Origin of the sequence: Pseudomonas sp. SR18 (assembly GCF_023701505.1) — a bacterium.
GTDB classification, from domain to species: domain Bacteria; phylum Pseudomonadota; class Gammaproteobacteria; order Pseudomonadales; family Pseudomonadaceae; genus Aquipseudomonas; species Aquipseudomonas cyclaminis.
Genome location: NZ_JAMQAU010000010.1, coordinates 127,318 through 151,888, shown reverse-complemented (window position 1 = coordinate 151,888; position 24,571 = coordinate 127,318). Strand labels below are relative to the sequence as shown.

General features: G+C 61.5%; 24 protein-coding genes. 9 read left to right on the top strand and 15 right to left on the bottom strand.

The features are described 5' to 3' along the window. The first annotated feature begins 178 nt into the window (after positions 1 to 178). Complete coding sequence (locus NDJ82_RS16565; RefSeq protein ID WP_112193954.1) at positions 179 to 1,429, top strand: OprD family porin; 1,251 nt, start codon at positions 179 to 181, stop codon at positions 1,427 to 1,429. Positions 1,430 to 1,513: 84 nt separating this feature from the next. Then, a complete protein-coding gene (locus NDJ82_RS16560) occupies positions 1,514 to 2,413 on the top strand; it encodes a polysaccharide deacetylase family protein (protein WP_099583284.1) in 900 nt (299 codons plus the stop codon). A 65-nt stretch (positions 2,414 to 2,478) separates the two neighbouring features. On the opposite strand, the gene pcaC is transcribed toward NDJ82_RS16560, so the two are convergent. The 11 genes from pcaC to pcaR form a co-directional block, all read right to left on the bottom strand. Then, the gene (pcaC, locus tag NDJ82_RS16555) at positions 2,479 to 2,877 is read right to left on the bottom strand and encodes a 4-carboxymuconolactone decarboxylase (RefSeq protein WP_250925875.1); all 399 of its coding nucleotides are present in this window, start codon (positions 2,875 to 2,877) and stop codon (positions 2,479 to 2,481) included. A 10-nt stretch (positions 2,878 to 2,887) separates the two neighbouring features. Continuing rightward, on the bottom strand, positions 2,888 to 3,679 hold the full coding sequence (gene pcaD / locus NDJ82_RS16550) for a 3-oxoadipate enol-lactonase (protein WP_250925874.1): 792 nt from the start codon (positions 3,677 to 3,679) through the stop codon (positions 2,888 to 2,890). Positions 3,680 to 3,689: 10 nt separating this feature from the next. Further along, positions 3,690 to 5,054, bottom strand: coding sequence for a 3-carboxy-cis,cis-muconate cycloisomerase (locus tag NDJ82_RS16545; protein ID WP_250925873.1), 1,365 nt, complete (start codon positions 5,052 to 5,054; stop codon positions 3,690 to 3,692). Positions 5,055 to 5,064: 10 nt separating this feature from the next. Further along, positions 5,065 to 6,360, bottom strand: coding sequence for an MFS family transporter (locus NDJ82_RS16540; protein ID WP_250925872.1), 1,296 nt, complete (start codon positions 6,358 to 6,360; stop codon positions 5,065 to 5,067). 200 nt (positions 6,361 to 6,560) lie between these two features. Then, positions 6,561 to 7,127 (bottom strand): protocatechuate 3,4-dioxygenase subunit alpha, encoded by a 567-nt coding sequence (gene pcaG, locus NDJ82_RS16535; RefSeq protein ID WP_099583289.1) that lies wholly within the window; start codon positions 7,125 to 7,127, stop codon positions 6,561 to 6,563. A gap of 1 nt (position 7,128) precedes the next feature. Then, a complete protein-coding gene (pcaH, locus tag NDJ82_RS16530; RefSeq protein WP_099583290.1) occupies positions 7,129 to 7,833 on the bottom strand; it encodes a protocatechuate 3,4-dioxygenase subunit beta in 705 nt (234 codons plus the stop codon). A gap of 17 nt (positions 7,834 to 7,850) precedes the next feature. Further along, a complete protein-coding gene (pcaF, locus tag NDJ82_RS16525; protein ID WP_191947767.1) occupies positions 7,851 to 9,053 on the bottom strand; it encodes a 3-oxoadipyl-CoA thiolase in 1,203 nt (400 codons plus the stop codon). Continuing rightward, positions 9,050 to 9,829 (bottom strand): CoA-transferase subunit beta, encoded by a 780-nt coding sequence (locus NDJ82_RS16520; protein ID WP_122308664.1) that lies wholly within the window; start codon positions 9,827 to 9,829, stop codon positions 9,050 to 9,052. The genes pcaF and NDJ82_RS16520 overlap by 4 nt, the downstream gene beginning before the upstream one ends. After that, the gene (locus tag NDJ82_RS16515; RefSeq protein WP_112193939.1) at positions 9,829 to 10,686 is read right to left on the bottom strand and encodes a CoA transferase subunit A; all 858 of its coding nucleotides are present in this window, start codon (positions 10,684 to 10,686) and stop codon (positions 9,829 to 9,831) included. Before NDJ82_RS16515 ends, NDJ82_RS16520 begins: the two co-directional genes overlap by 1 nt. Before the next feature lie 146 nt (positions 10,687 to 10,832). Next, complete coding sequence (gene pcaK / locus NDJ82_RS16510) at positions 10,833 to 12,173, bottom strand: 4-hydroxybenzoate transporter PcaK (protein WP_112193937.1); 1,341 nt, start codon at positions 12,171 to 12,173, stop codon at positions 10,833 to 10,835. Positions 12,174 to 12,318: 145 nt separating this feature from the next. Further along, on the bottom strand, positions 12,319 to 13,161 hold the full coding sequence (gene pcaR / locus NDJ82_RS16505) for a pca regulon transcriptional regulator PcaR (protein ID WP_025855315.1): 843 nt from the start codon (positions 13,159 to 13,161) through the stop codon (positions 12,319 to 12,321). Positions 13,162 to 13,719: 558 nt separating this feature from the next. On the opposite strand from pcaR, the gene NDJ82_RS16500 reads away from it, so the two are divergent. Then, positions 13,720 to 13,920: a hypothetical protein gene (locus NDJ82_RS16500; RefSeq protein ID WP_099583295.1), complete on the top strand. Its 201-nt coding sequence runs from the start codon at positions 13,720 to 13,722 to the stop codon at positions 13,918 to 13,920. Between the two features lie 311 nt (positions 13,921 to 14,231). Beyond that, complete coding sequence (locus NDJ82_RS16495; protein WP_099583296.1) at positions 14,232 to 15,707, top strand: inorganic phosphate transporter; 1,476 nt, start codon at positions 14,232 to 14,234, stop codon at positions 15,705 to 15,707. Between the two features lie 151 nt (positions 15,708 to 15,858). On the opposite strand, the gene ccoM is transcribed toward NDJ82_RS16495, so the two are convergent. Both ccoM and NDJ82_RS16490 read right to left on the bottom strand, forming a co-directional pair. Further along, complete coding sequence (gene ccoM / locus NDJ82_RS27455; protein WP_276145525.1) at positions 15,859 to 15,975, bottom strand: cytochrome c oxidase subunit CcoM; 117 nt, start codon at positions 15,973 to 15,975, stop codon at positions 15,859 to 15,861. Between the two features lie 143 nt (positions 15,976 to 16,118). After that, positions 16,119 to 16,280, bottom strand: coding sequence for a hypothetical protein (locus tag NDJ82_RS16490; RefSeq protein WP_090408332.1), 162 nt, complete (start codon positions 16,278 to 16,280; stop codon positions 16,119 to 16,121). A gap of 133 nt (positions 16,281 to 16,413) precedes the next feature. Between NDJ82_RS16490 and NDJ82_RS16485 the strand changes: the two genes are divergently transcribed. The 3 genes from NDJ82_RS16485 to NDJ82_RS16475 all read left to right on the top strand — a co-directional run bounded on the left by NDJ82_RS16485 (position 16,414) and on the right by NDJ82_RS16475 (position 19,026). Then, complete coding sequence (locus NDJ82_RS16485; RefSeq protein WP_191958293.1) at positions 16,414 to 17,286, top strand: LysR substrate-binding domain-containing protein; 873 nt, start codon at positions 16,414 to 16,416, stop codon at positions 17,284 to 17,286. Positions 17,287 to 17,377: 91 nt separating this feature from the next. Beyond that, a complete protein-coding gene (locus tag NDJ82_RS16480; protein WP_250925871.1) occupies positions 17,378 to 17,848 on the top strand; it encodes a RidA family protein in 471 nt (156 codons plus the stop codon). After that, complete coding sequence (locus NDJ82_RS16475) at positions 17,845 to 19,026, top strand: aminotransferase class V-fold PLP-dependent enzyme (RefSeq protein ID WP_250925870.1); 1,182 nt, start codon at positions 17,845 to 17,847, stop codon at positions 19,024 to 19,026. The genes NDJ82_RS16480 and NDJ82_RS16475 overlap by 4 nt, the downstream gene beginning before the upstream one ends. Here NDJ82_RS16475 and NDJ82_RS16470 read toward each other — a convergent pair. Continuing rightward, the gene (locus NDJ82_RS16470) at positions 19,023 to 19,364 is read right to left on the bottom strand and encodes an aspartate-semialdehyde dehydrogenase (protein ID WP_112193922.1); all 342 of its coding nucleotides are present in this window, start codon (positions 19,362 to 19,364) and stop codon (positions 19,023 to 19,025) included. The genes NDJ82_RS16475 and NDJ82_RS16470 overlap by 4 nt on opposite strands. Positions 19,365 to 19,582: 218 nt before the next feature. Between NDJ82_RS16470 and rapA the strand changes: the two genes are divergently transcribed. Then, entirely contained in the window at positions 19,583 to 22,429 is a 2,847-nt protein-coding gene (rapA, locus tag NDJ82_RS16465; RefSeq protein WP_112193920.1) for an RNA polymerase-associated protein RapA, read from the top strand. Positions 22,430 to 22,595: 166 nt separating this feature from the next. Here the strand turns inward: rapA and NDJ82_RS16460 are convergent, their stop codons facing one another. Then, positions 22,596 to 23,942: a spinster family MFS transporter gene (locus NDJ82_RS16460; RefSeq protein ID WP_112193918.1), complete on the bottom strand. Its 1,347-nt coding sequence runs from the start codon at positions 23,940 to 23,942 to the stop codon at positions 22,596 to 22,598. A 251-nt stretch (positions 23,943 to 24,193) separates the two neighbouring features. Between NDJ82_RS16460 and NDJ82_RS16455 the strand changes: the two genes are divergently transcribed. Then, complete coding sequence (locus NDJ82_RS16455) at positions 24,194 to 24,559, top strand: YkgJ family cysteine cluster protein (RefSeq protein WP_099583304.1); 366 nt, start codon at positions 24,194 to 24,196, stop codon at positions 24,557 to 24,559. Positions 24,560 to 24,571 lie beyond the last annotated feature (12 nt).

The following is a 24,571-nucleotide window of genomic DNA, read 5'->3' as shown; positions in this document are numbered from 1 at the left end:
GATTGTCAATTTCATGGACGGCCTGTGTGCTCACACGGGCAATCTATCCCAAGCGTTTATCCGCTCAAAGTCGTTCGATCACCGCCCAAAACCCGCCCACCCCCACTTTCATCGCCCCCGTACCGCCCCGCACCATGGCCGCCACCTGCATAACCCCAATAACAACAGGTCCAACGCCATGAGCACGTTCCGTCCCTGCCAGCTCTTGCTGGCCACCGCTGTCGCCAGCCTGGCAATTCCCGTCGTCGCCGAAGAGCACGGCTTCCTGGAAGACGCCAGCGCCAACCTCAACTTGCGCAATTTCTTTATCAACCGCAATTTCACCAACCCGACCAAGACCCAGGGCGGCGCGCAGGAGTGGACGCAGAGTTTCATCCTTGACGCCAAGTCCGGCTTTACCCAGGGCACGGTTGGGTTCGGTGTGGATGTGCTGGGGCTGTATTCGTTGAAGCTCGATGGCGGGCGCGGCACCGGTGGCACACAGCTGTTGCCGTTGGATCGCGACGGCCGGCCGGCGGATGAGTTCGGGCGCCTCGGTGTGGCGTTCAAGGCCCGTATTTCGAAGACCGAAGTCAAGGTCGGCGAGTGGATGCCGGTGCTGCCGATCCTGCGCTCGGACGACGGCCGTTCCCTGCCGCAAACCCTGCGTGGCGGGCAGATCACGTCCAGGGAAATCGACGGACTGACCCTCTACGGCGGCCAATTCCGCGCCAACAGCCCGCGTGACGACAGCAGCATGACCGACCTGTCGATGACCGGCAAAGCCGCCTTCACCTCTGACCGCTTCAACTTCCAGGGCGGCGAATATACGTTCAACGACAAACGCACCCAGGTCGGCCTGTGGAATGCCCAGCTCAAGGACATCTACAGCCAACAATACGTCAACCTGACCCACAGCCAGCCCCTCGGTGACTGGACCCTGGGCGCCAACCTCGGGTTCTTCTACGGCAAGGACGACGGCAGTGCCCGCGCTGGCGAGTTGGACAACAAGACCTGGTCCGGCCTGTTCTCTGCCAAGTACGGCGGCAACACCTTCTATGTCGGCCTGCAAAAACTCACCGGCAACAACGCCTGGATGCGCGTCAACGGCACCAGCGGCGGCACCCTGGCCAACGACAGCTATAACTCCAGCTACGACAACGCCCAGGAAAGATCCTGGCAACTGCGCCACGACTACAACTTCGCCGCCCTCGGTGTGCCGGGCCTGACCTTGATGAACCGCTATATCAGCGGCAGCAACGTGCACACCGGCACCATCACCGATGGCAAGGAATGGGGTCGCGAAAGCGAATTGGGCTACACCGTGCAAAGCGGCAGCCTGAAAAACCTGACGATGCGCTGGCGCAACTCCAGCATGCGCCGCGACTACAGCAACAACGAGTTTGACGAAAACCGGTTGATCGTCAGTTACCCGATAAGTCTGCTGTAATCCAGCGTCGCACTTGCTGTATGGTGCGCGCCTGCCGCTGCTGATCCGCCCAGCAGCGGCCTCTTTTTCGAGCCCGCATACACCATGAAATCCTTCGCCATCGCATCGGCCGTGCTGGCCCTGGCCGTGAGCCTCAGTGGCTGCATCGGCGCGCCCGTCGCCCTGACGCCCCAGACTGAGCAGCGCCTGCAAAGCCAAGCGCCGATCCGTTTCCTGCTGACCTTCGATGACGGTCCCAGTGCCTCGGGCTACAACAACCCGAGCCGTTCGGTGGTGGCCGACCTGGCGCACAACCCGGTGTTGCCGGGGATCAAGGCGGTGTTCTTTTTGCAGACCGAGGCGGCCCGTTCCGGCGGCAGTTCACGGGGTCGCAAGACCATGGAACGTGAGTACGCGGGCGGGCATATTCTGGCCTTCCACACAGCCACGGCGTTTCATACCAACCATCGCTGGCTGAACAACGCCGAACTGGAAAGCACCCTCGCCCAGGGTTCTGCCGATATCGCCGCGATCACCGGCGCGCCACCGGTGCTGGTGCGCCCGCCGTTCTGGAACTACGACCGCCGCACCTTCGCCGCCTACCAGCGCCACGGCCTGCACGTACTGCTGACGGACTTGAGCGCCAATGACGGCAAGATCTGGGGCTTCAACGGCAGCCCACGCCGCCGCGCCAACCTGTATCGGCAACTGTCGGTGGTGCGCGAGCGCATTGCATTGGGCGAGTTGCCAACGGTAGATGGGGTGATACCGGTGGTGGTGACCTTCCACGACATCAACCGCTACACCGCGCGGCATATGCAGGAATACCTGCAGATCCTGCTGGACAGTGCCCAGGTCACCGGCATGAAGACCGCCGCCGAGCCGTTCTATACCGACCATGATGCGCTGCAGCGTGCGGCGCTGGCGCGGACGGTCAAGGATGTGAGTGAAGCCGTGCACCTGCCGGGGGTATGGAACTGGGTGTGGGATGCTGATTCCCACTGAAACTTGAAGCCTTGTGAAATCAAACAGGTGGGAGCCCCCTCCCACATTTTGAGCGCAGTTCAAATCTAGTCGGGTTGGCGGGACTCAACGCCCAGCTCGTCCCACACGGATTCAGCCAGGTGGAAGGTGGCATTCGCCGCCGGGATCCCGCAGTAGATCGCGCTCTGCATCAGCACTTCCTTGATCTCGGCACGGGTCACGCCATTGTTGGCAGCGGCGCGCAGGTGCAGCTTGAGTTCTTCGGCGCGGTTCATGCCGATCAGCATGGCAATGGTGATCAGGCTGCGGGTGTGCCGAGACAGGCCCGGACGGGTCCAGATGTCACCCCAGGCGTGGCGGGTGATCATTTCCTGGAATTCGCTGTTGAACTCGGTCAGGGCATTGAGGCTACGGTCGACATGCGCGTCGCCCAGCACGTCGCGGCGTACTTGCAGCCCCTCGGCGTAACGTTGTTTCTCTTCCACAAAAAGCTCCTCAACGGGCCAGCAAAAATTCAATCACACGGTCGCTGAATGCAGCACCGGCCTGAACGTTGGACAGGTGCGCCGCATAGAACTCAGCGTACTCGGCACCCCTCACATGGGTCTGAATAAAGCGGCCACCCTCTGGCGGTGTGACGGCATCTTCGGTGCCGGCAATCACCAGGGTCGGCACTTTGATCGTGCGCAGTTGCTCACGGAAATCCGCATCCCGCACGGCGCCGCAGTTGGCCGCATAACCCTCGGGCGAAGTGGACGCGAGCATGTCGGTGATCTGCTGGGCCTGGTGCGGGTTGGCCGCTGCGAAGTCAGCGGTGAACCAGCGCGCAATGGAGGCATCACGCAAGGCCACCATCGCCGCTGCACCGTCGCGCAACACCATCTCGATGCGCGGGTTCCAGATCTCCGGCGTGCCGATCTTGGCCGCGGTGTTGCACACCACCAGGCTCTGCAAACGCTCACCGGCGTTGATGCCCAGCCATTGGCCAATCAGGCCGCCCATGGACAGGCCGCAAAAATGCGCGCGTTGAATATCCAGTGCGTCCAACAGCGCCAGCACATCACGGCCGAGCTGTTCGATGCTGTAGGGGCCCTTGGTAACCAGGGATTTGCCATGGCCACGGGTATCGAAACGCAATACGCGAAAATGCTGGGTGAAGGCCGGAATCTGGATGTCCCACATATGCAGGTCAGTGCCCAACGAGTTGGACAGCACCAATACTGGCGCGTCCACGGGGCCATCGAGTTGGTAATGCAGGTCGCCCTCGGCGAGTTGTGCAAATGGCATGGCGGCCTCCTCAGGCAGTCAGTTCAAAATGTTCGGTGACAGCACGGGTGACCCAAGTGTGCGCCTGGCCCAAATAGTGGGCCGGGTCGAGCAGGCGGTCGAGTTCGGGTGCAGACAGCTCGGCGCTGACCTGCGGTTCGTCGGCCAATACGGCGCGTAGATGGCGCCCTTCGGCGACTGCTCGCTTGCAGCACTGCTCCAGCAAATGGTGTGCGGTTTCGCGGCCCAGGCGCTGGGCAAGCACGATGCTGACGGCTTCGGCCAGGACCAGGCCCTGGGTCAGGTCGAGATTGTGCTTCATGCGCTCGGGGTCGACTTCCAACCCCTCGCTCACCTGCAGCGCCTGTTGCAAGGCGCCGGAGACCAACCGGCAGATCTCCGGCAAGGTTTCCCATTCGGCATGCCACAAGCCCAGGCTGCGCTCATGCTCCTGGGGCATCGCGCTGAACATCGTCGCGACCAACCCAGGCACGCGGGTGGCCGTACTGATCAGCACCGCAGCGCCGACTGGATTGCGTTTGTGCGGCATAGTCGACGAGCCACCCTTGCCCGGCGCCGACGGTTCGAACACTTCCGCCGCTTCGGTCTGCATCAACAGGCTGATGTCGCGGCCCAGCTTGCCGAGGCTGCCGGCGATCAACCCCAGCACGCTGGCGAACTCCACCAGGCGATCACGCTGAGTGTGCCAGGGCTGTTCGGGCAAGGTCAGTTGCAGCTCAGCCGCCAACGCCTCGGCCACCGGCATCGCCTGCTCACCGAGTGCGGCCAAGGTGCCGGAGGCGCCGCCGAATTGCAGCACCAACAGACGCGGTTTCAGCTCGGTAAGACGTTGACGACTGCGCGTCACGGCGCCCAGCCAACCGGCGATTTTCATGCCCAACGTCACGGGCGTTGCGTGCTGCAGCCAGGTACGCCCGGCCATCGGTGTGGTCGCATAACGCTGGGCCTGGGCGGCGAGTACATCCCCCAAGCGAGCAAGGTCGGTTTCGATCAACACCAGTGCGCGCCGCAATTGCAGCACCAGCCCGGTGTCCATCACATCCTGGCTGGTCGCGCCCAGATGCACGTAGCGTTCGGCCCCGGCATCTTCGCTGGCGATCAACTTACCCAGCGCCTTGACCAACGGAATCGCCGAATTGCCTGCGGTGGCAATCGCCACGCCAAGCGCGTCCACGTCGTACAACGACGCCAGGCATGCCTGGGCAATCGGTGCAACGGCGGCCTGGGGAATCAACCCGACCCGCGCCTCGGCGCGGGCCAAACCTGCCTCAAAATCCAACATGCCCTGCAAGCGCCCCTGGTCGCAGAACACCTCGGCCATGCTGTCAGCCGTGAAGTAAGCGTCGAACAGCTGATTGCTGGTGCGCAGTGTCATAACGCATTCCTTACAAATCGTGGTGCAAGTACTCCGCCTGTTTCGGCAGACGCAAGCTGAACAGGAAAGCCACGGCCATCATGCCTGTGACGTACCAATAAAAGGTGTTTTCCATGCCCATGGATTTCAGACCCAAGGCCACGTATTCCGCCGAGCCGCCGAAGATCGCATTGGCCACCGCATAGGCCAGGCCTACGCCCAAGGCACGCACATGGGGCGGGAACATTTCCGCTTTCACCAGGCCGCTGATCGAGGTGTAGAAGCTCACGATAGCCAACGCCAGGGAAATCAGCACAAACGCCAGGAACGGGCTGGTCACGGTTTTCAGGGTCAAAAGGATCGGCACGGTGCACAGAGTACCGAGGGCGCCAAACCAGAGCATCGAGTTGCGTCGACCGATCTTGTCCGAGAGCATGCCGAACAGCGGCTGCATGCACATGTACACAAACAGCGCGCCGGTCATGATGTAGCTGGCGGTCTTGGCGTGCATCCCGGCGGTGTTCACCAGGTACTTCTGCATGTAGGTGGTGAACGTGTAGAAAATCAGCGAGCCGCCGGCGGTGTAGCCGAGCACGGTGATAAACGCCGCTTTATGGTTGCGAAACAGCGCAGCGATGCTGCCGGCGTCCTTGTCCTGGCGCATTTCCTCGCTGGTGGTTTCCTTGAGGGTGCGACGCAGCAACAGCGAAATCACCGCCGCAATCGCGCCGATCACGAACGGAATCCGCCAGCCCCAGGCGCGCAATTCTTCTTCGGTGAGGATCTGTTGCAGGATCACCACCACCAACACCGCCAGCAGTTGCCCGCCGATCAGGGTGACGTATTGGAACGAGGCGAAGAAACCGCGCTGGCCCTTGAGGGCGACTTCACTCATATAGGTTGCGGTGGTGCCGTACTCGCCACCCACCGACAAACCCTGGAACAACCGCGCCACCAGCAGCAACGCCGGGGCCCAGGCGCCGATGTCTTTGTAGGTGGGCAGGAAGGCGATGACCAGCGAGCCGGCGCACATCATCAGCACCGAAATCATCATCGAATTTTTGCGACCGTGTTTATCGGCCACCCGGCCAAACAGCCAGCCGCCGATGGGGCGCATCAGGAACCCGGCGGCGAATACGCCGGCGGTGTTGAGCAGTTGGACCGTGGGGTCGTCCGAGGGGAAAAACGCCGGGGCGAAGTAAATGGCGCAGAAGGCGTAGACGTAGAAGTCGAACCATTCGACCAGGTTGCCGGAGGAGGCACCGACAATCGCGAAGATCCGTTTGCTGCGTTCTTCTCCGGTGTAGTGACTGGTGGTTGTTGTCATGATTTTTCACTCAGTGGGAACGGTTATAGCCTAGACATACTTTGCAACAACCATGTTCCGCAAGCAGACATTTGGATAATGGGTTGCCTGAACCGGCCCTATCGGGGGCAAGCCCCCTCCCACATTTAACCGAGTAAGGCTCAGACAACTCGATCAACTGTGGGAGGGGGCTTGCCCCCGAAGAGGCCCCCAAGCCTTACTCAATAATCAAAAAACACCGTCTCCTTATCCGTCCCCTGCAAAATCACATTCCACTGATACACGCCCTGCTCATCCTGCCTGGCAATCAAGGTGCTACGCCGCTCGGCGGGCACACATGCCAGCAGCGCGTCATCGCCATTGAGCACCTCACCGTCAAAATAAATCCGCGTCAGCAAGTGCTTCACCAAGCCTCGCGCAAACACCAGCACCACCAAATGCGGTGCCTGGGTCGTGCCTTTCAGGCCCGGAACAGCCCCCGGCTTGATGGTGGTAAACCGGAAGCGCCCTTCGGCGTCCACCGGCACCCGGCCAAACCCTTCAAAGTTAGGGTCGACGGCCTTGTCCTGCTCATCTTCCGGATGGTCGTACTTGCCGGCGGCATTGGCCTGCCAGACTTCGAGCATGGCGTCGTTGACCACATCACCGTTGCCATCCACCACTTGCCCGCTGATCGCCACGCGCTCGCCAAGGGTGGCGGCGACGGTCAGGTCTTCGCGGTTCAGCCAGGTCAGGCCGATGTGGTAATACGGCCCGACGGTGTGGGACGTGGTTGCGTAAAGGCTCATCTCATTTCTCCATCGGCGTGGCGTCGCGGCCGCGCAGGACGATGTCCCAGCGGTAGCCGAGGGCATAGGAAGGAATGGTTTTTTCCAGGTCGAAGCTGGCGATCAAGCGCTGCTTGGCCGAAGTGTCCGGCACGCAGTTGTAGATCGGGTCGTATTCCAGCAACGGGTCGCCGGGGAAATACATCTGCGTGACCAACCGCGTCAGCACACTCGGGCCAAACAGCGAAAAGTGGATATGCGCCGGGCGCCATGCGTTGTGATGGTTGCCCCACGGGTAGGCGCCGGGCTTGATGGTCTGGAACTGGTACCAGCCATCGGCGTCGGTGACGGTGCGGCCGGTGCCGGTGAAATTCGGGTCCAGCGGCGCGTCGTGCACATCGCGCTTGTGGTTGTAGCGACCGGCGGCGTTGGCCTGCCAGATCTCCACGAGGATGCCCGGCACCGGCAAACCGTTTTCGTCCAGCACGCGACCATGAATAATGATGCGCTCGCCCTGTGGCTCGCCTTCATGTTGCGCGGTGAGGTCGTTGTCCTTCTCGTTGATCCGCTCGGCACCGATGGTCGGGCCGGTGATTTCCGACAAGGAATGGGGCAGGAACACCAGCGGCTGGGACGGCGAACGCAGGTTCGTCGACTGGTAGGCCGGGTGCAGGTAATCAGGTTGAGTGCCCGCTTGCGGGCGCCGGTAACCGGGCTTGTCACTCATGGAGCAGTCCTCTCTTATTAGATGCGTTCAATCGCCAGGGCCAAGCCTTGGCCGACGCCGACACACATGGTCGCCAGGCCTTTACGGCCACCGGTTTTTTCCAACTGATGCAGGGCTGTCAGGACCAACCGTGCACCGCTCATGCCCAGCGGATGCCCAAGGGCGATGGCGCCACCGTTCGGATTGACCTGGGGCGCGTCGTCGGCGATCCCCAATTCACGCAGCACCGCCAGGCCTTGGCTGGCGAAGGCTTCGTTGAGTTCGATCACGTCAAAATCGGTGACCGCCAACCCCAGGCGCTCCACCAGTTTGCGCACCGCCGGCACCGGGCCGATGCCCATCACACGCGGGGCGACACCGGCGCTGGCCATGCCCAACACGCGGGCACGGGCGGTGAGGCCGTGTTTCTTGACCGCTTCGGCGGACGCCAGGATCAGCGCGGCGGCGCCATCATTCACACCCGAAGCATTACCAGCGGTGACAGTTTTGTCAGGGCCGTTGACCGGCTTGAGCTTGGTCAGGGCTTCAAGGGTGGTGTCCCGTGGATGCTCATCGTGCGCCACCACGGTTTCGCCTTTTTTATGGGCGACCCGCACCGGCACGATTTCTTCGGCAAAGTAACCGGCAGCCTGGGCGGCTGCCGTGCGTTGCTGGCTGCGCAGGGCGAAGGCGTCCTGATCGGCGCGGGACACTTGGTAATCGTCGGCGACGTTATCGGCGGTCTGCGGCATTGCATCCACGCCGTATTGTTCCTTCATCAGCGGGTTGATAAAACGCCAGCCGATGGTGGTGTCTTCCAGCTTCATGTTGCGCGAAAACGCCGCATCGGCCTTGCCCATCACGAACGGTGCACGGGACATCGACTCGACGCCGCCGGCAATCGTCAGCTCCATTTCGCCGCTGGCGATGGCGCGAAACGCGGTGCCGATGGCGTCCATGCCCGAGGCGCACAACCGGTTGAGGGTCACGCCCGGAATAGTCTCGGGCAGGCCCGCCAGCAACAGCGCCATGCGCGCAACGTTGCGGTTGTCTTCGCCGGCCTGGTTGGCGCAGCCGAGGAACACCTCGTCCACCGCACGCCAGTCCACCGACGGGTTGCGTTCCATCAGCGCCTTGATCGGCAGCGCCGCCAGGTCGTCGGCACGCACCGTGGCCAGGCCACCGCCAAACCGGCCGATGGGCGTGCGGATGGCATCACAGATAAACACGTCGCGCATCAGGCTTCTCCGGGTGCTTGGCCATGGGCGGCGGCCGTGCGGGCTTCGAGGTCACGCAGGGCGGTCAGTTCGATGTCAGTCGGTTCGGCAGTGGTGCTGACCTGGTCGGCAAAGCGGATCGCCCAACCCGTGGCGGCCACCACTTGCTCGCGGGTGACGCCAGGGTGCAGCGCGGTGACCACAAATTCATGGGTGCCCTCTTCCGGCTCCATGATGCACAGGTCGGTAATGATGCCGACAGGACCGGCGCCCGGCAGGCCCAGGCGCTTGCGCGAATCGCCGCCCTCGCCGTGGCCGACGGAGGTGATGAAGTCCAGCTTGTCCACGAACGACCGGGACGACTGCTTGAGGATGATCAGCACGCTCTTGGCGGAACCGGCAATCTCCGGCGCGCCACCGGCACCTGGCAGGCGTACTTTGGGCTGGTGGTAGTCACCGACCACGGTGGTGTTGATGTTGCCGAAACGGTCGACCTGGGCCGCACCGAGAAAGCCGACGTCAATGCGCCCGCCTTGCAGCCAGTAGCGAAAAATCTCACCGGTTGGCACCACGGTGTCAGCGGTTTCCGCCAGTTCACCGTCACCGATGGACAACGGCAGTACCGAAGGCTTGGCGCCAATTGGGCCGGACTCATAGATCAACACCACGTCGGGCGACGAAGTCAGGCGCGCCAGGTTGGCTGCTTTCGAGGGCAGGCCGATGCCGACAAAGCACACCGAGCCGTTTTTGAGGCGGCGCGCGGCGGCGACGGTCATCATTTCATTGGTCGAGTAAGCCATTACTTGGCCTCCTGCGCGGTGGCCAGTTTGGCCTGGAATTCACTGAAGTCGGCAGTGCCGTGGATGTATTCGTCAATCCAGGCGGTAAACGTCCCACGGTCGCGGGCAATCGGGTCCCACGCCTGGTAGAAGCGATTGTCGCGCTCGTTGTACCCGTGGGCGTAGGAAGGATGCGCGCCGCCGGGTACGTGGCAGACAGCAGTCAGGGCCCAGGTCGGCAATACGCAGCTGTTCATCGGTGCATTCAGGTCGTCAACAATTTCCTCGACGGTGACGATGCAGCGCTTGGCCGCCAGGGCCGCTTCCTTCTGCACACCGAGAATGCCCCAGAGCAACACGTTGCCCTTGCGGTCGGCCTTCTGGGCGTGAATCACGGTGATGTCCGGGCGTACCGACGGCACCGCCGCCAGCACTTCGCCGGTAAACGGGCAAGTCACACTTTTGATCAGCGGGTTGACCTTGGGCAGGTCGGAACCGGCGTAGGCACGCAGCACCGCAAACGGCAGGCCTGAGGCACCAGCGACGTAGGCATTCGCCAGGTCGGCATGGCTGTGTTCTTCGATCTCCAGCGGCTGCGGCCATTGCTTCTCGACCGCGTCACGCAGGCGATGCAGGGAACCCACGCCAGGGTTGCCGCCCCAGGAGAAAATCAGCTTGCGTGCACAGCCGGCGCCGATCAACTGGTCGTAGATCAGGTCAGGCGTCATGCGTACCAGCGTCAGGTCTTTCTTGCCCTGACGAATGATTTCATGGCCTGCGGCGGTAGGGATCAGGTGGGTAAAGCCTTCGAGGGCGACGGTATCGCCGTCGTTCACGAAGCGCTTGACCGCATCACGCAGGGTGAGAATGTCAGCCATGGGGTTGGGCTCCCGGGGTTATCGAAAAAGGCGCTGAGGTGGCGCCGAAGTGCTTGAAGATTAAGCTGGGGAAATGGGCCAAACAATCCGATAATCGACTAAGCGTTCGATTATCGAACCGATTGTTGGCAAGCTATCAATCAACCTCAGGTCGCATCCGCATGGCTGACCATGCCCTTGATGACCACTGCCGCGGTGGCGACTGCGGCCGGGATCACCAGGGCGGTGAGCACCTGCTCGAAGTTCCAGCCCAGGCCCAGCAAGGTGGCGCCCATCCAGGCGCCGAGGATCGCGCCGAAGCGGCCGATGCCGAGCATCCATGACACGCCGGTGGCGCGGCCTTGGGTCGGGTAGAAACGCGCCGCCAGGGACGGCATCGCCGATTGCGCACCGTTGACGCACATCCCGGCAATCAGCACCAAGGTCGCCAGCACGGTGATATTGCCCAGGCTCTGTCCGACCGCGTAGGCAAACACCCCAGCCAGCAGGTAGAAAATGCCGATGACTTTGTGGGGGTTGAACCGGTCCATCGCCCAACCCACGCCAACGGCGCTCAGTACTCCACCGAACTGGAACAACGCACCGATAAACGCGGCTTGCTCCATGCTCGCGCCGCTGTCACGCATCAGCGTCGGCAGCCAACTGGTCAGCAGGTACACAATCACCAGGCCCATGAAGTAGGTGAGCCACAGCAGCAAGGTGCCGGCGCTGTAGGTGCCGGAGAAGATCACCGCGAACACATTGCGGGCCTTGACGGTTTTCTGTTCGGGTACGCTGAAGGCCGTGGCCTGGGCAACGATAGTGGGCTCGATGGGTGACAAGGTTTTGCGCACCTTGTCAGTGCCACGGTTGCGCACCACCAGATAACGCGCCGACTCCGGCAGCCAGAGCAGCAGGACCACCACCAGGATCAACGGCAGGATGCCGCCGATCATCAACAACGCATGCCAGCCAAACGCCGGGATCAGCTTGGCCGAGATAAACCCGCCACCGGCCATGCCCAGGTTGAAGCCGCAGAACATGCTGGTCACCAGCAACGATTTATGACGTTCGGGGGTGTATTCGGACAGCAGCGTGGTGGCATTGGGCATACCCGCGCCCAGGCCTAGCCCTGTGAGGAAACGCAGCACCAGCAACTGGTCGACATTGCTGCTGTAGGCCGAGGCGAGGCTGAACGCACCAAACACCAGTACGGCACCGACCAGCACCACTTTACGGCCAAAACGGTCGGCCAGCGGGCCGGAACCCAGCGCGCCGAATACCATGCCGATCAACGCAGCACTCATCACCGGGCCGAGGCTGGCGCGGTCGATGCCCCAGTCCTGGGACAGCGCAGGCGCAATAAAGCCCATGGCTGCAGTGTCGAGGCCGTCGAGGAAAACTATCAGGAAACACAGGATGACCACGCGCCACTGATAGCGTGACAGTGGCTGGGTGTTGATGAAGGACTGCACGTCCAGCGTGGTACCGACAGAAGGCTGATTCATTATTTTTATTCCACACCGAGGGCGGGCCAACGACCTGGGGTCGTCATTATTATTGGGGCGCCCCTGAGAGCGCTGCCGCACAATAATAAGCCGGGTGAAACACCGTCAATTGATCAAGCCGGGATCTGTGCGGTCACCGAACAGCTTAGGCAAACAGTTGCGCACTCAGCTCACGGCTGGCGCTGAGCATGCTCGGCAGGAAACGCTGTTCCAGCTCGCTGCGGCTGACCCGCCCTGCATGGGTGCTGACATTGAGTGCCGCCAATACCTGGCCCGAGGCGTCATACACCGGCACCGCGATGGAGCGCAGGCCTTGTTCCAGTTCCTGGTCGACGATGCACCAGCCCTGCTGACGCACTTGTTGCAGGCATTCGAACAAGGCTTCAGGGGTGGTGAGGGTGCGACTGGTCTTGGTTTGCAGGTCGGCGTGATCGAGGTAGTCCTGCAGCGAAGCGTCGTCCAGTGCCGCGAGCAGGATGCGCCCCATGGAAGTGCAATAGGCCGGCAAACGGCCGCCCACCGAGAGGTCCACCGAAATCAGGCGCTGGGTCGTTGCCGAGCGGGCGATATAGAGGATGTCATCGCCTTCCAGGGTGGCCATGTTGCAGGCTTCGTGCAGTTGTTCACTCATACGGTCCAGGTACGGCTGGGCCGACACCGCCAGTGGCGTGGATGAGAGGTAGGCATGGCCCAGGGTCAGGACTTTGGGCAACAGTGAATAGGTGCGCCCGTCGGTGGTGGCGTAGCCCAGTTTGATCAGGGTATGCAGGCAACGGCGCACAGCGGCGCGGGGGATTTCGGTGCGGTGACTGATCTGGGCAATCGTCAGGTGGCGCTTGCGCTCCTGGAATGCCTGCACGACGGCCAGGCCACGGGCCAGGGAGGTCATGAAGTCGGGGTCACCGGTAAACGCCTGGATCCGCTTGGCCGGCGAGGCAACGATCGGCGGCGCCACTGACGCGAAGGAGTTGCGCAATTGATCGTTCATCTCGGGTTCCTTTCTCTTATTGTCAACCGCAGGGATTGGGCGGGTATTACAAGCCGCACTGGCCGCCCTGCACAAGGCAGGGCCGGCAACGTTGGGCGATTATCGGACGATCATGCGATTATCGCAATTTGAGCCGTGCCCGCACCCTCACCTGCCTGGCCGAGTAAAGTTGCGATGAGAAGGTTGAATCTTTAGTTCCTTGTTGACTTTATGGCGCCAGAATTTCAGCAATTGCTGACGTCTGCGTGTAACAAAACGCTCACACAAAGTTGACGCTTTTTAACTTTATGCCGATAGTGTTATTCAAATGCGCCGCTATAATGCACGCTGTGCGGAGGTCAGCCCGGTTTCACTATCGGGACCAGAGCTCGCCAGCCCAGGCACATGCCGTGCATGGAAGGTCGCAACTACCTGCCTTGAATGACAGTTACCACCAACGGTCTTTAGTATCAGCGGTTCAAACTTGAGCGCATCATTGGTTCAACTTTGAACAATCCGAAGGCGACATTCAGGCACTACGCTGCCGGGTAATTACACTCAACTCGATTAGGTAACAATGTGACGAAAGATGAACTGCGCGCGGAACTTGAGCGCCAGGAGCAACGTTACAAGGACGTTTACGGCGGGGAAGTCACCACCTACGCCGCCCAGCCTGAACCTGAGCGCAAACCCTGGCGCAAGCGAGCCAGCCTGCTCGACCAGGCGTTTACCCAGGAAATCCAAAAGATTGAACAGGAACTCAAGGCCGAAGAGCCATAAGTGCTTCGGATTGAGCCAGGGGCGCGGCCCGGGCTGCTAGCGCTTAGCCAGCAGCCCGGGCCCTGGATCCCACGATCGCCAGTAAAATTTCATACAAATGTTTCAGGCATGACGATTCGGTGACAAAACCCGCTCTTTTCAGACCTGTACTTTATAAATCAAAGACTTGCCAAAGCCCCGAAAACCCTGGGATCGCCCGGTTTCGCCCCTGGCGTTTCAATGAAGTTTGTTACCGATGAGCAGCTAGTGCATCGATTACTGAGGTTTTCTGGCATAATCGCGCCCCCTTACGACCGGGTCAGAAAACCTTCATGATCGATTTATTCAGCGGACTGGATGCTTGGGTTCTCGTGAGCCTGTTGCTCGCCCTGGCCTTTGTCCTCGCCTTCGAGTTCATCAATGGCTTTCATGACACCGCTAACGCGGTGGCCACAGTCATCTATACCAAAGCCATGCCGCCGCATCTGGCCGTGTTCTTCTCCGGGGTGTTCAACTTCCTCGGCGTATTGCTCGGTGGTGTCGGTGTCGCCTACGCCATCGTGCATTTGCTGCCGGTGGAGTTGCTGATCAATGTGAATACCGGCCATGGTTTGGCGATGGTCTTCTCGTTATTGGCCGCAGCGATCACCTGGAACCTGGGCACCTGGTACTTCGGTATTCCTGCTTCCAGCTCCCACACCCTGATCGGCTCGATCCTCGGTGTCGGCCTGGCCAACGCCCTGATCAACGATATTCCCCTGGCTGACGGTGTGAACTGGCAGAAGGCTATCGATATCGGCGCCTCCCTGGTGTTCTCGCCGATGGCCGGCTTCCTGGTCGCAGCCCTGGTGCTGATCGGTCTGAAATGGTGGCGCCCGCTGTCGAAGATGCACAAGACCCCGGACCAGCGCCGCAAGCTCGACGACAAGAAGCACCCGCCGTTCTGGAACCGCCTGGTCCTGGTGATCTCCGCCATGGCCGTGAGTTTCGTGCACGGCTCCAACGATGGTCAGAAAGGCATCGGCCTGATCATGCTGGTGCTGATCGGTATCGTACCGGCGCAGTTCGTACTCGACTTGGGCAGCACCACCTACCAGATCGAGCGTACCCGCGACGCCACCGTGCATTTGAGCCAGTTCTACCAGCGCAACAACGCCACCCTCGGCGAATTCCTGGCCCTGGGCAAAAGCGTGAAGGACGATCTGCCGGGCAAGTTCCAGTGCAACCCGCAGCAGACCGAGCCCACTATCAAAGCGCTCGTCAGTACGCTGAGCGGGGTCTCGGACTACCATTCGCTGACCTCGGACCAGCGTATCGAAGTGCGTCGCTACCTGCTCTGCCTGGACGACACCGCGAAGAAAGTCGGCAAGCTGCCGGGCCTGGATGCGCGTGAGAAGTCCGACCTCGACAAGCTTCGCAAAGACCTGACCGCGACTACCGAGTACGCGCCGTTCTGGGTAATCCTCGCCGTCGCATTGGCCTTGGGCCTGGGCACCATGGTGGGTTGGAAGCGTGTGGTACTGACCATCGGTGAGAAGATCGGCAAGCAGGGCATGACCTATGCCCAGGGCATGTCAGCGCAGATCACCACTGCTACCATGATTGGCTTTGCCAATATCTTTGCCCTGCCGGTGTCCACGACCCATGTGCTGTCTTCGGGCGTGGCCGGCACCATGGTCGCGAACAAGAGCGGCCTGCAAGGTGGCACGGTCAAGACCATCCTGATGGCTTGGGTGTTGACGTTGCCTGCGACCGTTGGCCTGTCGGCCGGGTTGTTCTGGCTGGCGTCCAAGGCGCTGGGCAACTGATAGCCAGGCGCTGAAAAAAAGGTGCGGCCTCTGTGAGGACCGCACCTTTTTTTATGGATCAGTATTAGCCGACATCATTAAATACCAGGCAAAAAAAAAGGCGACCGAAGTCGCCCAAAATGCCTTGCGTGCTCATGTAATCCAGAAAGACTTACGGTTCTTTACGCTTATTAGCGTCCTTCCAGATAAAAATCCCAAACCCTACGAAAAACAGCACCATGAGGCTGACAGTCAGCACCCCGGCGAATACCACATTATCGATAAACATGACCGGCCTCCTGCACTTGCCCTGTTGCGATAGGGCTAAGTTACTGGAGAAGGCGAATTGGAAAATTGACGGGGATCAATGTCGCCCGCAACGGGGCGTAAAGAAGGGCAATAACTGACCTGCATCAACAGACGCAGGCCGTATTAACGCTTTTTCGGTTTGTTCTTTGATTTTTTCTTGGCTTTGCCTAAAGGCATTGCCTGTTCAAATGCCTGGCGCACTTCATTCAGGCGTTTGTCATTGAGGTCATGCACGCGCTTGGCGCGTTCGGCATTCAGGTCGATCAGCTTGTCGTCATCACTCATGGTTTGTCTTACGTCGTGGCAAGTAGGGCTCAATAATGCGGGCTCCTGTGCCCGACGGCAAATCAGCACGCGACAAAAGGCAGACCGTCGCCCAAAATCGGTACTTTCCGCCCAACTCAGGAGGCGCACTCAGGTGTCACTGCACAAGGATCTTCCCCCGCTGCTGGCCCTTCGTGCTTTTGAAGCCGTGGCCCGGCACTTGAGCTTTATCAAGGCGGCCCAGGAGCTTTCAGTGACCCAAAGCGCCCTCAGCCATCAGGTCCAGAAACTCGAACAGCACCTGGGCAAACCGTTGTTTATCCGACGCACCCGCGCCATCGATCTGACCGCAGATGGGCAGCGTTACTACGATGAAATCCGCCCGGCCCTCGATGCCATCGCCACCGCGACCCGCGCCCAACGGCAGGTGCCCAGCGCCACGGTATTGCGCGTCGGCCTGCTGGCGTCTTTCGCCACGCTGTGGCTGGCGCCGCGCCTGGCGGGGTTTCTCAACCGCTACCCATACATCCAGGTGGAGCTGTTGCCGTCAATTCAACTGGCCAACGTCGCCGCCGCCGAGGTCGACCTGGCCATCCGCTACGGCAAGGGCGATTGGCCGCACGTGCAGGCCACGCGCCTGATGGCTGAAGTCATTTCACCGGTCTGCAGCCCGACGTTCAAGGCCAACTCACTGGGCAACGGCCCCTTGCTGATGGCAACCTCACACCGGCCGTTCGAATGGACGGATTGGTCCCAGTACTATCAAGTCAGCCTTGAACATCACCCGCGCGTCATGCTGCACGACTACAACATCGTGGTCGAAGCCGCCGTGGCCGGCCAGGGCATCGCGATGGGTCGTCACCATCTCATCCAACGCCGACTCCAGGACGGCAGCCTGGTGCAAGCCTTCGACTGGCCGCCCTACCACAGCGATATCGGCTATTGGCTGATCACCCCTCAAGGCCCTGCCCACCAAGCGGTCGAATGCTTCAGCCAGTGGCTAAGGGAGATCTGCGCCGACGCGTGAGTTATTTCGATACGTCGAGTGAGATCTATCCGTTTGTCGCAGTCCCCCCCGGAACAACATGCTCAACCCTCTTGAAACCAGAGGACTCAGCATGAGCAACTCCCTGCGCCAACGCGTGCACGCCCTTGGCCTGACGCTGCCAGCTCCCAGCCAGCCGATTGCCAACTACATCAACCATGTCATCAGTCAGAACCAGCTGTTTATCTCCGGGCAAATCCCCCTGCTCGACGCAAGGCCTGCTTACCTCGGCCGACTGGGCGAATCCCTAAGTGAAGAAGAAGGTGTCCAGGCGGCAGAACTAGCGGCACTGAGCTTGCTCGCGCAATTGAGCGATGCCTTGGGCGATGACCTGTCGCGCCTGGTGCGCACTGTGCGCCTGGGGGTGTTTATCGCGAGCAGCGCCGATTTCCAGCGCCAGGGCGCGGTGGCCAACGGTGCGTCGAACCTGCTGGTCAATGCCCTCGGTGAACAAGGCCGGCATGTGCGCACCGCAGTGGGGGTTGCCAGTCTGCCAGCCGGTGTGGCGGTAGAGGTTGACGCGGTTTTCGAGCTGCAGCCGTGAGCCCGCTCGATGTTCAACGATTAAGGGAGGCCACGCCTGGCTGCCAGTCGGGCCTGGTGCACTTCAACCCTGCCGGCGCCTCGCTGCCAAGCCAGGCGACACTTGACGCCATCATTGACCAACTCCAGCGCGAAGCCCGGGACGGTCCGATGGAAGCCGGTGAGCATGGCGCCATGCTCGTGGAAAAAGCGCGCCACGCCGCCGCGCAACTGCTCAACGCGTCCGCCGCGTCGATAGCCTTTGCCGGCAGCGGTTCGACTGCCTGGAGCATGGCATTCCAAGCCCTGGGCCCGTGGCAACCGGGTGATCGCATTCTGGTGGGGCGCCACGAATGGGGCGGCAACCTCGCGAGCATGCAATTGGCCGTGCAAGCAGGTGCGCGGGTGGAAGTCATCCCCTGCGACGCCACCGGCGCGGTGTGCCCGGTGGCACTGGAGGCGATGATCGATGCCAGCGTAAAGCTGATCGACCTCACCTGGCTGCCGGCCAACGGCGGCCTGATCAACCCCGCCCAGGCCATCGGCGCAGTGGCCCGGCGTCATGGCATCCCCTACTTTATCGACGCCGGCCAAGCGGTCGGCCAGGTGCCGGTGGATGTGCAGGCGTTGCAGTGTGATGTGCTCAAGTCGGCCGGCCGCAAACACCTGCGCGGGCCGCGTGGCACGGCGCTGTTGTATGTGCGGCCGGACTTTCTCCAACAGTTGAACCCGGCCCAACGCGATGTGTTTTCAGCCCCCTGGACCGCCGCCGGTTTCGACCTGCGCGACGACGCACGGCGCTTTGAAACCAGCGAAGTGTCTTTCGCCCTGTTGGCGGGGCTGGGGAATGCGCTGCACGAGATGAATGACTGGGGGATTGAGCGAGTATGGAAACACGTCGCACAAACCAGCGCGCAAATTCGCGCAGCATTGTGTGAGATTCCGGGGGTTTCCCTGCATGACCTGGGCACGTTTCAATCAGGGCTGATCGCCTTCAACCTCGCCGGCTGCGACGCCTTCGAGCTGAAACGACAATTGGGACTCAGGCACATCAATATTGGCGCCAACGGCGTGGCCTACACCCCGCTGGATATGCAGGCGCGGGGCCTGGCAAGCGTTGCACGGATCTCCGTCAGCCCCCTCAACAACGATCACGACATCGAGTCGCTGCTAGCGGCCTTGAGGCAACTGCGGGTTTAAACCTCGACGTCCACCCAAAGGCCCTGGCGCGGCGCGTCTTCGATCAGCGGCACAACCGGTACGGTGTTGTCGGCATTGAGCAGGTCGCCCGGGATCGCCAGGTGCTGGTCCGGATCCTCATCGGCTTCGCGCCGGCGTTTCTGCTGTTCCTGCTGGCGGCGTTGCTCTTCGCGCAGCAGAAAGGTCGACTGCTCGGCATCGCCTTTTTTCAAGTCGATGGTGCTTTCACTGGAGCCCGCTTGAACAGGGACCACGGGCGGAATATCTGGTTTCTGACGGACCGGGTCGAGTTGCGACGTAACCGGTATAACGCTGACGGGCAGCATAGGTGGCAGCATGATAGTTGTTCTCCTGTCAGCAGGCTGTCGGCGGGGGCCACGGCGACTTGAGCGCGGACTCGCCAACCTGTGACCCAGTCGACACTCGCAAGTGCCCGCCACCCGTCGATTCAGCACTCCGCCCTGCACTCAAACGGAGTAGTTTTTGTCAGAGTCCTTTGGCTGCGGGCCTTGTTCCGTTAAGATAGTCGGCTTTTTCACGGCGGGAGTCAGGCAGCATGGCGCAGCAGTATCAACCGGGGCAACGCTGGATTAGTGACAGCGAAGCAGAGCTGGGGTTAGGCACCGTTCTGGCACAGGACGGCCGCTTGTTGACCGTGCTCTATCCGGCCACTGGCGACACTCGCCAGTATGCGCTACGGAATGCGCCCCTCACCCGTGTGAGGTTCTCGCCGGGTGATTCCATCACCCATTTCGAAGGCTGGAAAATGACCGTACAGGAAGTCGACGACGTCGACGGTCTGCTGGTCTACCACGGCCTCAATGGGCAGAACGAACAGGTCACCCTGCCGGAAACCCAACTCTCCAACTTTATCCAGTTCCGCCTGGCCAGCGACCGTCTGTTCGCCGGCCAGATCGACCCGCTGGCCTGGTTCTCGCTGCGCTATCACACCCTGGAACACACCAGCCGCCAGTTGCAGTCCACGCTGTGGGGCCTGGGTGGCGTACGTGCGCAACCTATTGCTCACCAACTGCACATCGCCCGTGAAGTCGCTGACCGTATCGCGCCGCGGGTATTGCTGGCTGACGAAGTCGGCCTGGGCAAGACCATCGAAGCCGGCCTGGTGATCCATCGCCAGTTGCTCTCGGGCCGCGCCAACCGCGTGTTGATCCTGGTCCCGGAAAACCTGCAACACCAGTGGCTGGTGGAAATGCGCCGCCGCTTCAACCTGCAGGTCGCGCTGTTCGACGAAGAACGCTTCATCGAAAGCGATGCCGCCAACCCGTTCGAAGACACCCAGTTGGCCCTCGTGGCCCTGGAATGGCTGGTGGACGACGAGAAGGCCCAGGACGCGCTGTTCGCCGCTGGCTGGGACTTGCTGGTAGTCGACGAAGCCCACCACCTGGTCTGGCATGAAGAAAAAGCCAGCCCGCAATACTCTCTCGTCGAGCAACTCGCCGAAGTGATACCAGGCGTGCTGCTGCTCACCGCCACCCCGGAGCAACTGGGCCAGGACAGCCACTTCGCGCGCCTGCGCCTGTTGGACCCGAACCGCTTCCACGATCTGCAGGCCTTCCGCGCCGAGAGCGAAAACTATCGTCCGGTGGCCGAAGCCGTGCAGGAACTGCTCGATAAGGGCCGCCTGTCGCCGACCGCCCACAAGACCATCCAGGGTTTCCTCGGTAACGAAGGCGAAGCGCTGCTCACCGCCGTCAACGATGGCGACGCCGAAGCCAGTGCGCGCCTGGTGCGTGAGCTGCTCGACCGCCACGGCACCGGCCGCGTGCTGTTCCGTAATACCCGTGCCGCCGTGCAGGGTTTCCCGGAGCGCAAGCTGCACGCCTACCCGATGCCGAACCCGGACGAATACCTGGAGTTGCCGCTGGGCGAACACGCCGAGCTGTACCCGGAAGTCAGCTTCCAGTCGCAGCCGGACATTGACGAAGAAAACCGCTGGTGGCGCTTCGACCCGCGCGTCGAGTGGCTGATCGACCAGCTAAAAATGCTCAAGCGCACCAAAGTCCTGGTGATCTGCGCCCACGCTGAAACCGCCATGGACCTGGAAGACGCCCTGCGCGTGCGCTCCGGCATCCCGGCCACGGTGTTCCACGAGGGCATGAACATCCTCGAACGTGATCGCGCCGCCGCCTACTTTGCCGATGAAGAGTTCGGCGCCCAGGTGCTGATCTGCTCGGAAATCGGCTCCGAAGGCCGCAACTTCCAGTTCTCCCACCACCTGGTGCTGTTCGACCTGCCGTCCCATCCCGACCTGCTGGAACAACGCATCGGCCGTCTGGACCGGATCGGCCAGAAACATGTGATCGAACTGCACGTACCGTACCTGGAAACCAGCCCGCAAGAGCGTCTCTTCCAGTGGTACCACGAAGCGCTGAACGCATTCCTCAACACCTGCCCGACCGGCAACGCCTTGCAGCATCAGTTTGGCCCACGCCTGCTGCCGCTGCTGGAAAACGCCGACGACGGCGAGTGGCAAGCCCTGATCGACGAGGCCCGTGCCGAACGCGAGCGCCTGGAGCAAGAGCTGCACACCGGTCGCGACCGCCTGCTGGAACTCAACTCCGGCGGCGCCGGCGAAGGCGATGCACTGGTTGAAGACATTCTTGAGCAAGACGACCAGTTCACCCTGCCGATCTACATGGAAACCCTGTTTGACGCCTTTGGCATCGACAGCGAAGACCATTCGGAAAACGCGCTGATCCTCAAACCCAGCGAAAAAATGCTCGACGCCAGCTTCCCCCTGGGCGACGACGAAGGTGTGACCATCACCTACGACCGTAATCAGGCACTGTCACGCGAAGACATGCAGTTCATCACCTGGGAACACCCGATGGTGCAGGGCGGCATGGACCTGGTGCTGTCCGGTTCCATGGGCAACACCGCCGTGGCGCTGATCAAGAACAAGGCGCTCAAGCCGGGCACCGTGTTGCTGGAACTGCTCTACGTCAGCGAAGTAGTTGCACCGCGTGCGCTGCAACTGGGTCGCTACCTGCCGCCGGCGGCACTGCGCTGCCTGCTGGATGCGAACGGTAATGACCTGTCGGGGCGTGTGTCATTCGTGACCCTCAACGACCAGCTGGAAAGCGTGCCGCGGGCTAGCGCCAACAAGTTCATCCAGGCCCAGCGCGACCAGTTGACGCCACGGATCAACGCGGGTGAAGAGAAGATCACCCCGCAACATGCCGAGCGCGTGGCCGAGGCCAAGCGTCGCCTGGCAGCGGACACCGACGAAGAGCTGGCGCGCCTGACTGCGTTGCAAGCGGTCAACCCAACCGTACGTGACAGCGAGCTGGTTGCCCTGCGCAACCAACGCGAGCAAGGCCTGGCCATGCTCGACAAGGCGGCGCTGCGACTGGAGGCGATTCGGGTATTGGTAGCGGGTTGATTACCGCCCTGCCCCGCTGAACAAGAAGGCCCGCGCAATGCGGGCCTTTTTTATTGGCTTTGGGGGCCTCATCGGGGGCAAGCCCCCTCCCACAGTTGACCGCATTGTCCTGTCTATCACCGATCAATGTGGGAGGGGGCTTGCCCCCGATGGCATCACCTCCATCTCAAGCCGTCACCGCAGCCGCCGGCACCTCGTCAGCCACCAATCCGGCCTTCATGCGCTTGGCATCGCGCACAAAACTGCGCGAGGCCTGGAACAAGAACAGCATCGTAAAGAACAGCGCCACCGGAATCAGGTACATGGCGTCATGCAGACCCACGGCTTTATAAGCCTCGGTCATCTGCGCAGCCCCATCGGCATACATCGCCGAATGAGCAAAGTGATCGGACAATCCGCCCACCACAATCGGCCCCATGCCCCCGCCCAGCAAGTACAACCCGGCAAAGAACAACGCCATCGCCGTGGCTCGCAGGCGCGGCTCGACCACGTCCTGGATCGCCGTGTACACGCAGGTGTAGAAGTTATAGGCAAACAACCAACCCACACTGAACAGCGCCACAAACACACCAATCTCGATGCGCCCGGCATGCAAGGCCCAGGCGGTCGTGACGGTGGAGATGATCAGGCTGCACGCGGCAAACAGCAGCCGCCCATTGGCAACCCGTTGGTGAATCTTGTCGGCGATCCAGCCGCCCAGGGTCAGCCCCACCAAGCCGGTCAAACCGACAATCACCCCGGTGGCAACGGCCGCATCCTGTAACGGCATGAGGAAGTACCGTTGCAGCATCGGCACCAGAAACGAGTTGCACGCGTAGGTGGCAAAGTTAAAGCACAGCCCGGCCAGCACCAGCCACAGAAAAGTCGGTACGGCCAGCACGCGGCGGATCGGGCGGTCGACGCGCTCCTGGGAGACTTGTACGGTTTCGGCAGCGCCGCGCTTGGGTTCCTTGATATAGAACATGAACACCGCGAGGATCATCCCCGGCACGGCGGCGATAAAAAACGGGGCGCGCCAGCTGTCGAAGGCCTTGACCATCCAACCAATGGTAAAAAACGCCAGCAACAGGCCCAGCGGCAGGCCCAGCATGAAAATCCCCATCGCCCGGGCGCGACGATGCGCCGGGAACAGGTCGCCAATCAGCGAGTTGGCGGCCGGCGCATAGCTGGCTTCACCAATACCGATGCCCATGCGCACCAGCAAAAACGTCCAGAAACTGCCGACCAGGCCGTTGACCGCCGTCAGCCCGCTCCATGCAAACAGGCCCCACCCCATCAGTTTGCTACGCGAGCCGGTATCGGCCAGGCGCCCGAGCGGCAAGCCGGCAATGGCGTAGACGATGGTAAAGGCCGTGCCGATGATGCCGAGCTGGAAGTCGCTCAGGTGCCATTCCATGCGGATCGGCTCGATGATGATCGCCGGAATGGTGCGATCGAAGAAGTTGAACAGGTTGGCCAGAAACAGCAGGAACAGAATGCGCCAGGCATTCGCCGCTTGGGTCGAGTTCTGCATGGGTCCGTCTCTTTTATTGTTATGAGAGCTGCGATGCCCGATGCATCCTGCCCGGTACCTGCAACATAGTCAGGCGAGCCCAGGTTGTCTGTAATGATTCGTAAAGCTGATAGGGCATGATTTCACCCGGCGCTACGGGACTTCGCCTACAAAAATATAAGTGCGCGCCCCTCTTCCCAACGGCCATGGCACGGATAGAATGGCGAGCCTTCCCGTAGCCCCCCTTCTTACTTTTCTTATTGACGACGCCCATGTCCGAAGCCAGTCCGTGTCTGAGTTGCGGTGCCTGCTGTTCATACTTCCGAGTGTCTTTCTTCTGGGGTGAGTGCGCCTCGTCGGGCGGCACAGTGCCCGATGACCTGGTGGTCCAGATCAACCCGACGCGCGTCGCGATGATCGGCACCGACCAGAAGCCCGCGCGCTGCTGCAGCCTTGAAGGCGAAGTCGGCAAAGGCACCAGCTGCTCAATTTATGAGCAACGCTCAAGCACCTGCCGAGAATTCGATGCGTCGTGGAGCCAGGGCGAGCAGAGCCTAGATTGCGATGCAGCCCGCGCCGCATTTGGCCTGCCGCCGTTGCAAGCGCCATTCGAGTTGGAGCTGCCCATCAGCGCTTAGCATTAATCGCTA

Coding starts and splice junctions, on each gene's coding strand:
- NDJ82_RS16565 (WP_112193954.1), top strand. CDS start 179: ATGAGCACGTTCCGTCCCTGCCAGCTCTTGCTGGCCACCGCTGTCGCC.
- NDJ82_RS16560 (WP_099583284.1), top strand. CDS start 1,514: ATGAAATCCTTCGCCATCGCATCGGCCGTGCTGGCCCTGGCCGTGAGC.
- pcaD (WP_250925874.1), bottom strand. CDS start 3,679: ATGCCATTTGCACAACTCGCCGAGGGCGACCTGCATTACCAACTCGAT.
- NDJ82_RS16545 (WP_250925873.1), bottom strand. CDS start 5,054: ATGACACTGCGCACCAGCAATCAGCTGTTCGACGCTTACTTCACGGCT.
- NDJ82_RS16540 (WP_250925872.1), bottom strand. CDS start 6,360: ATGACAACAACCACCAGTCACTACACCGGAGAAGAACGCAGCAAACGG.
- pcaG (WP_099583289.1), bottom strand. CDS start 7,127: ATGAGCCTTTACGCAACCACGTCCCACACCGTCGGGCCGTATTACCAC.
- pcaH (WP_099583290.1), bottom strand. CDS start 7,833: ATGAGTGACAAGCCCGGTTACCGGCGCCCGCAAGCGGGCACTCAACCT.
- NDJ82_RS16520 (WP_122308664.1), bottom strand. CDS start 9,829: ATGGCTTACTCGACCAATGAAATGATGACCGTCGCCGCCGCGCGCCGC.
- NDJ82_RS16515 (WP_112193939.1), bottom strand. CDS start 10,686: ATGGCTGACATTCTCACCCTGCGTGATGCGGTCAAGCGCTTCGTGAAC.
- pcaK (WP_112193937.1), bottom strand. CDS start 12,173: ATGAATCAGCCTTCTGTCGGTACCACGCTGGACGTGCAGTCCTTCATC.
- pcaR (WP_025855315.1), bottom strand. CDS start 13,161: ATGAACGATCAATTGCGCAACTCCTTCGCGTCAGTGGCGCCGCCGATC.
- NDJ82_RS16495 (WP_099583296.1), top strand. CDS start 14,232: ATGATCGATTTATTCAGCGGACTGGATGCTTGGGTTCTCGTGAGCCTG.
- ccoM (WP_276145525.1), bottom strand. CDS start 15,975: ATGTTTATCGATAATGTGGTATTCGCCGGGGTGCTGACTGTCAGCCTC.
- NDJ82_RS16490 (WP_090408332.1), bottom strand. CDS start 16,280: ATGAGTGATGACGACAAGCTGATCGACCTGAATGCCGAACGCGCCAAG.
- NDJ82_RS16480 (WP_250925871.1), top strand. CDS start 17,378: ATGAGCAACTCCCTGCGCCAACGCGTGCACGCCCTTGGCCTGACGCTG.
- NDJ82_RS16470 (WP_112193922.1), bottom strand. CDS start 19,364: ATGCTGCCACCTATGCTGCCCGTCAGCGTTATACCGGTTACGTCGCAA.
- rapA (WP_112193920.1), top strand. CDS start 19,583: ATGGCGCAGCAGTATCAACCGGGGCAACGCTGGATTAGTGACAGCGAA.
- NDJ82_RS16460 (WP_112193918.1), bottom strand. CDS start 23,942: ATGCAGAACTCGACCCAAGCGGCGAATGCCTGGCGCATTCTGTTCCTG.
- NDJ82_RS16455 (WP_099583304.1), top strand. CDS start 24,194: ATGTCCGAAGCCAGTCCGTGTCTGAGTTGCGGTGCCTGCTGTTCATAC.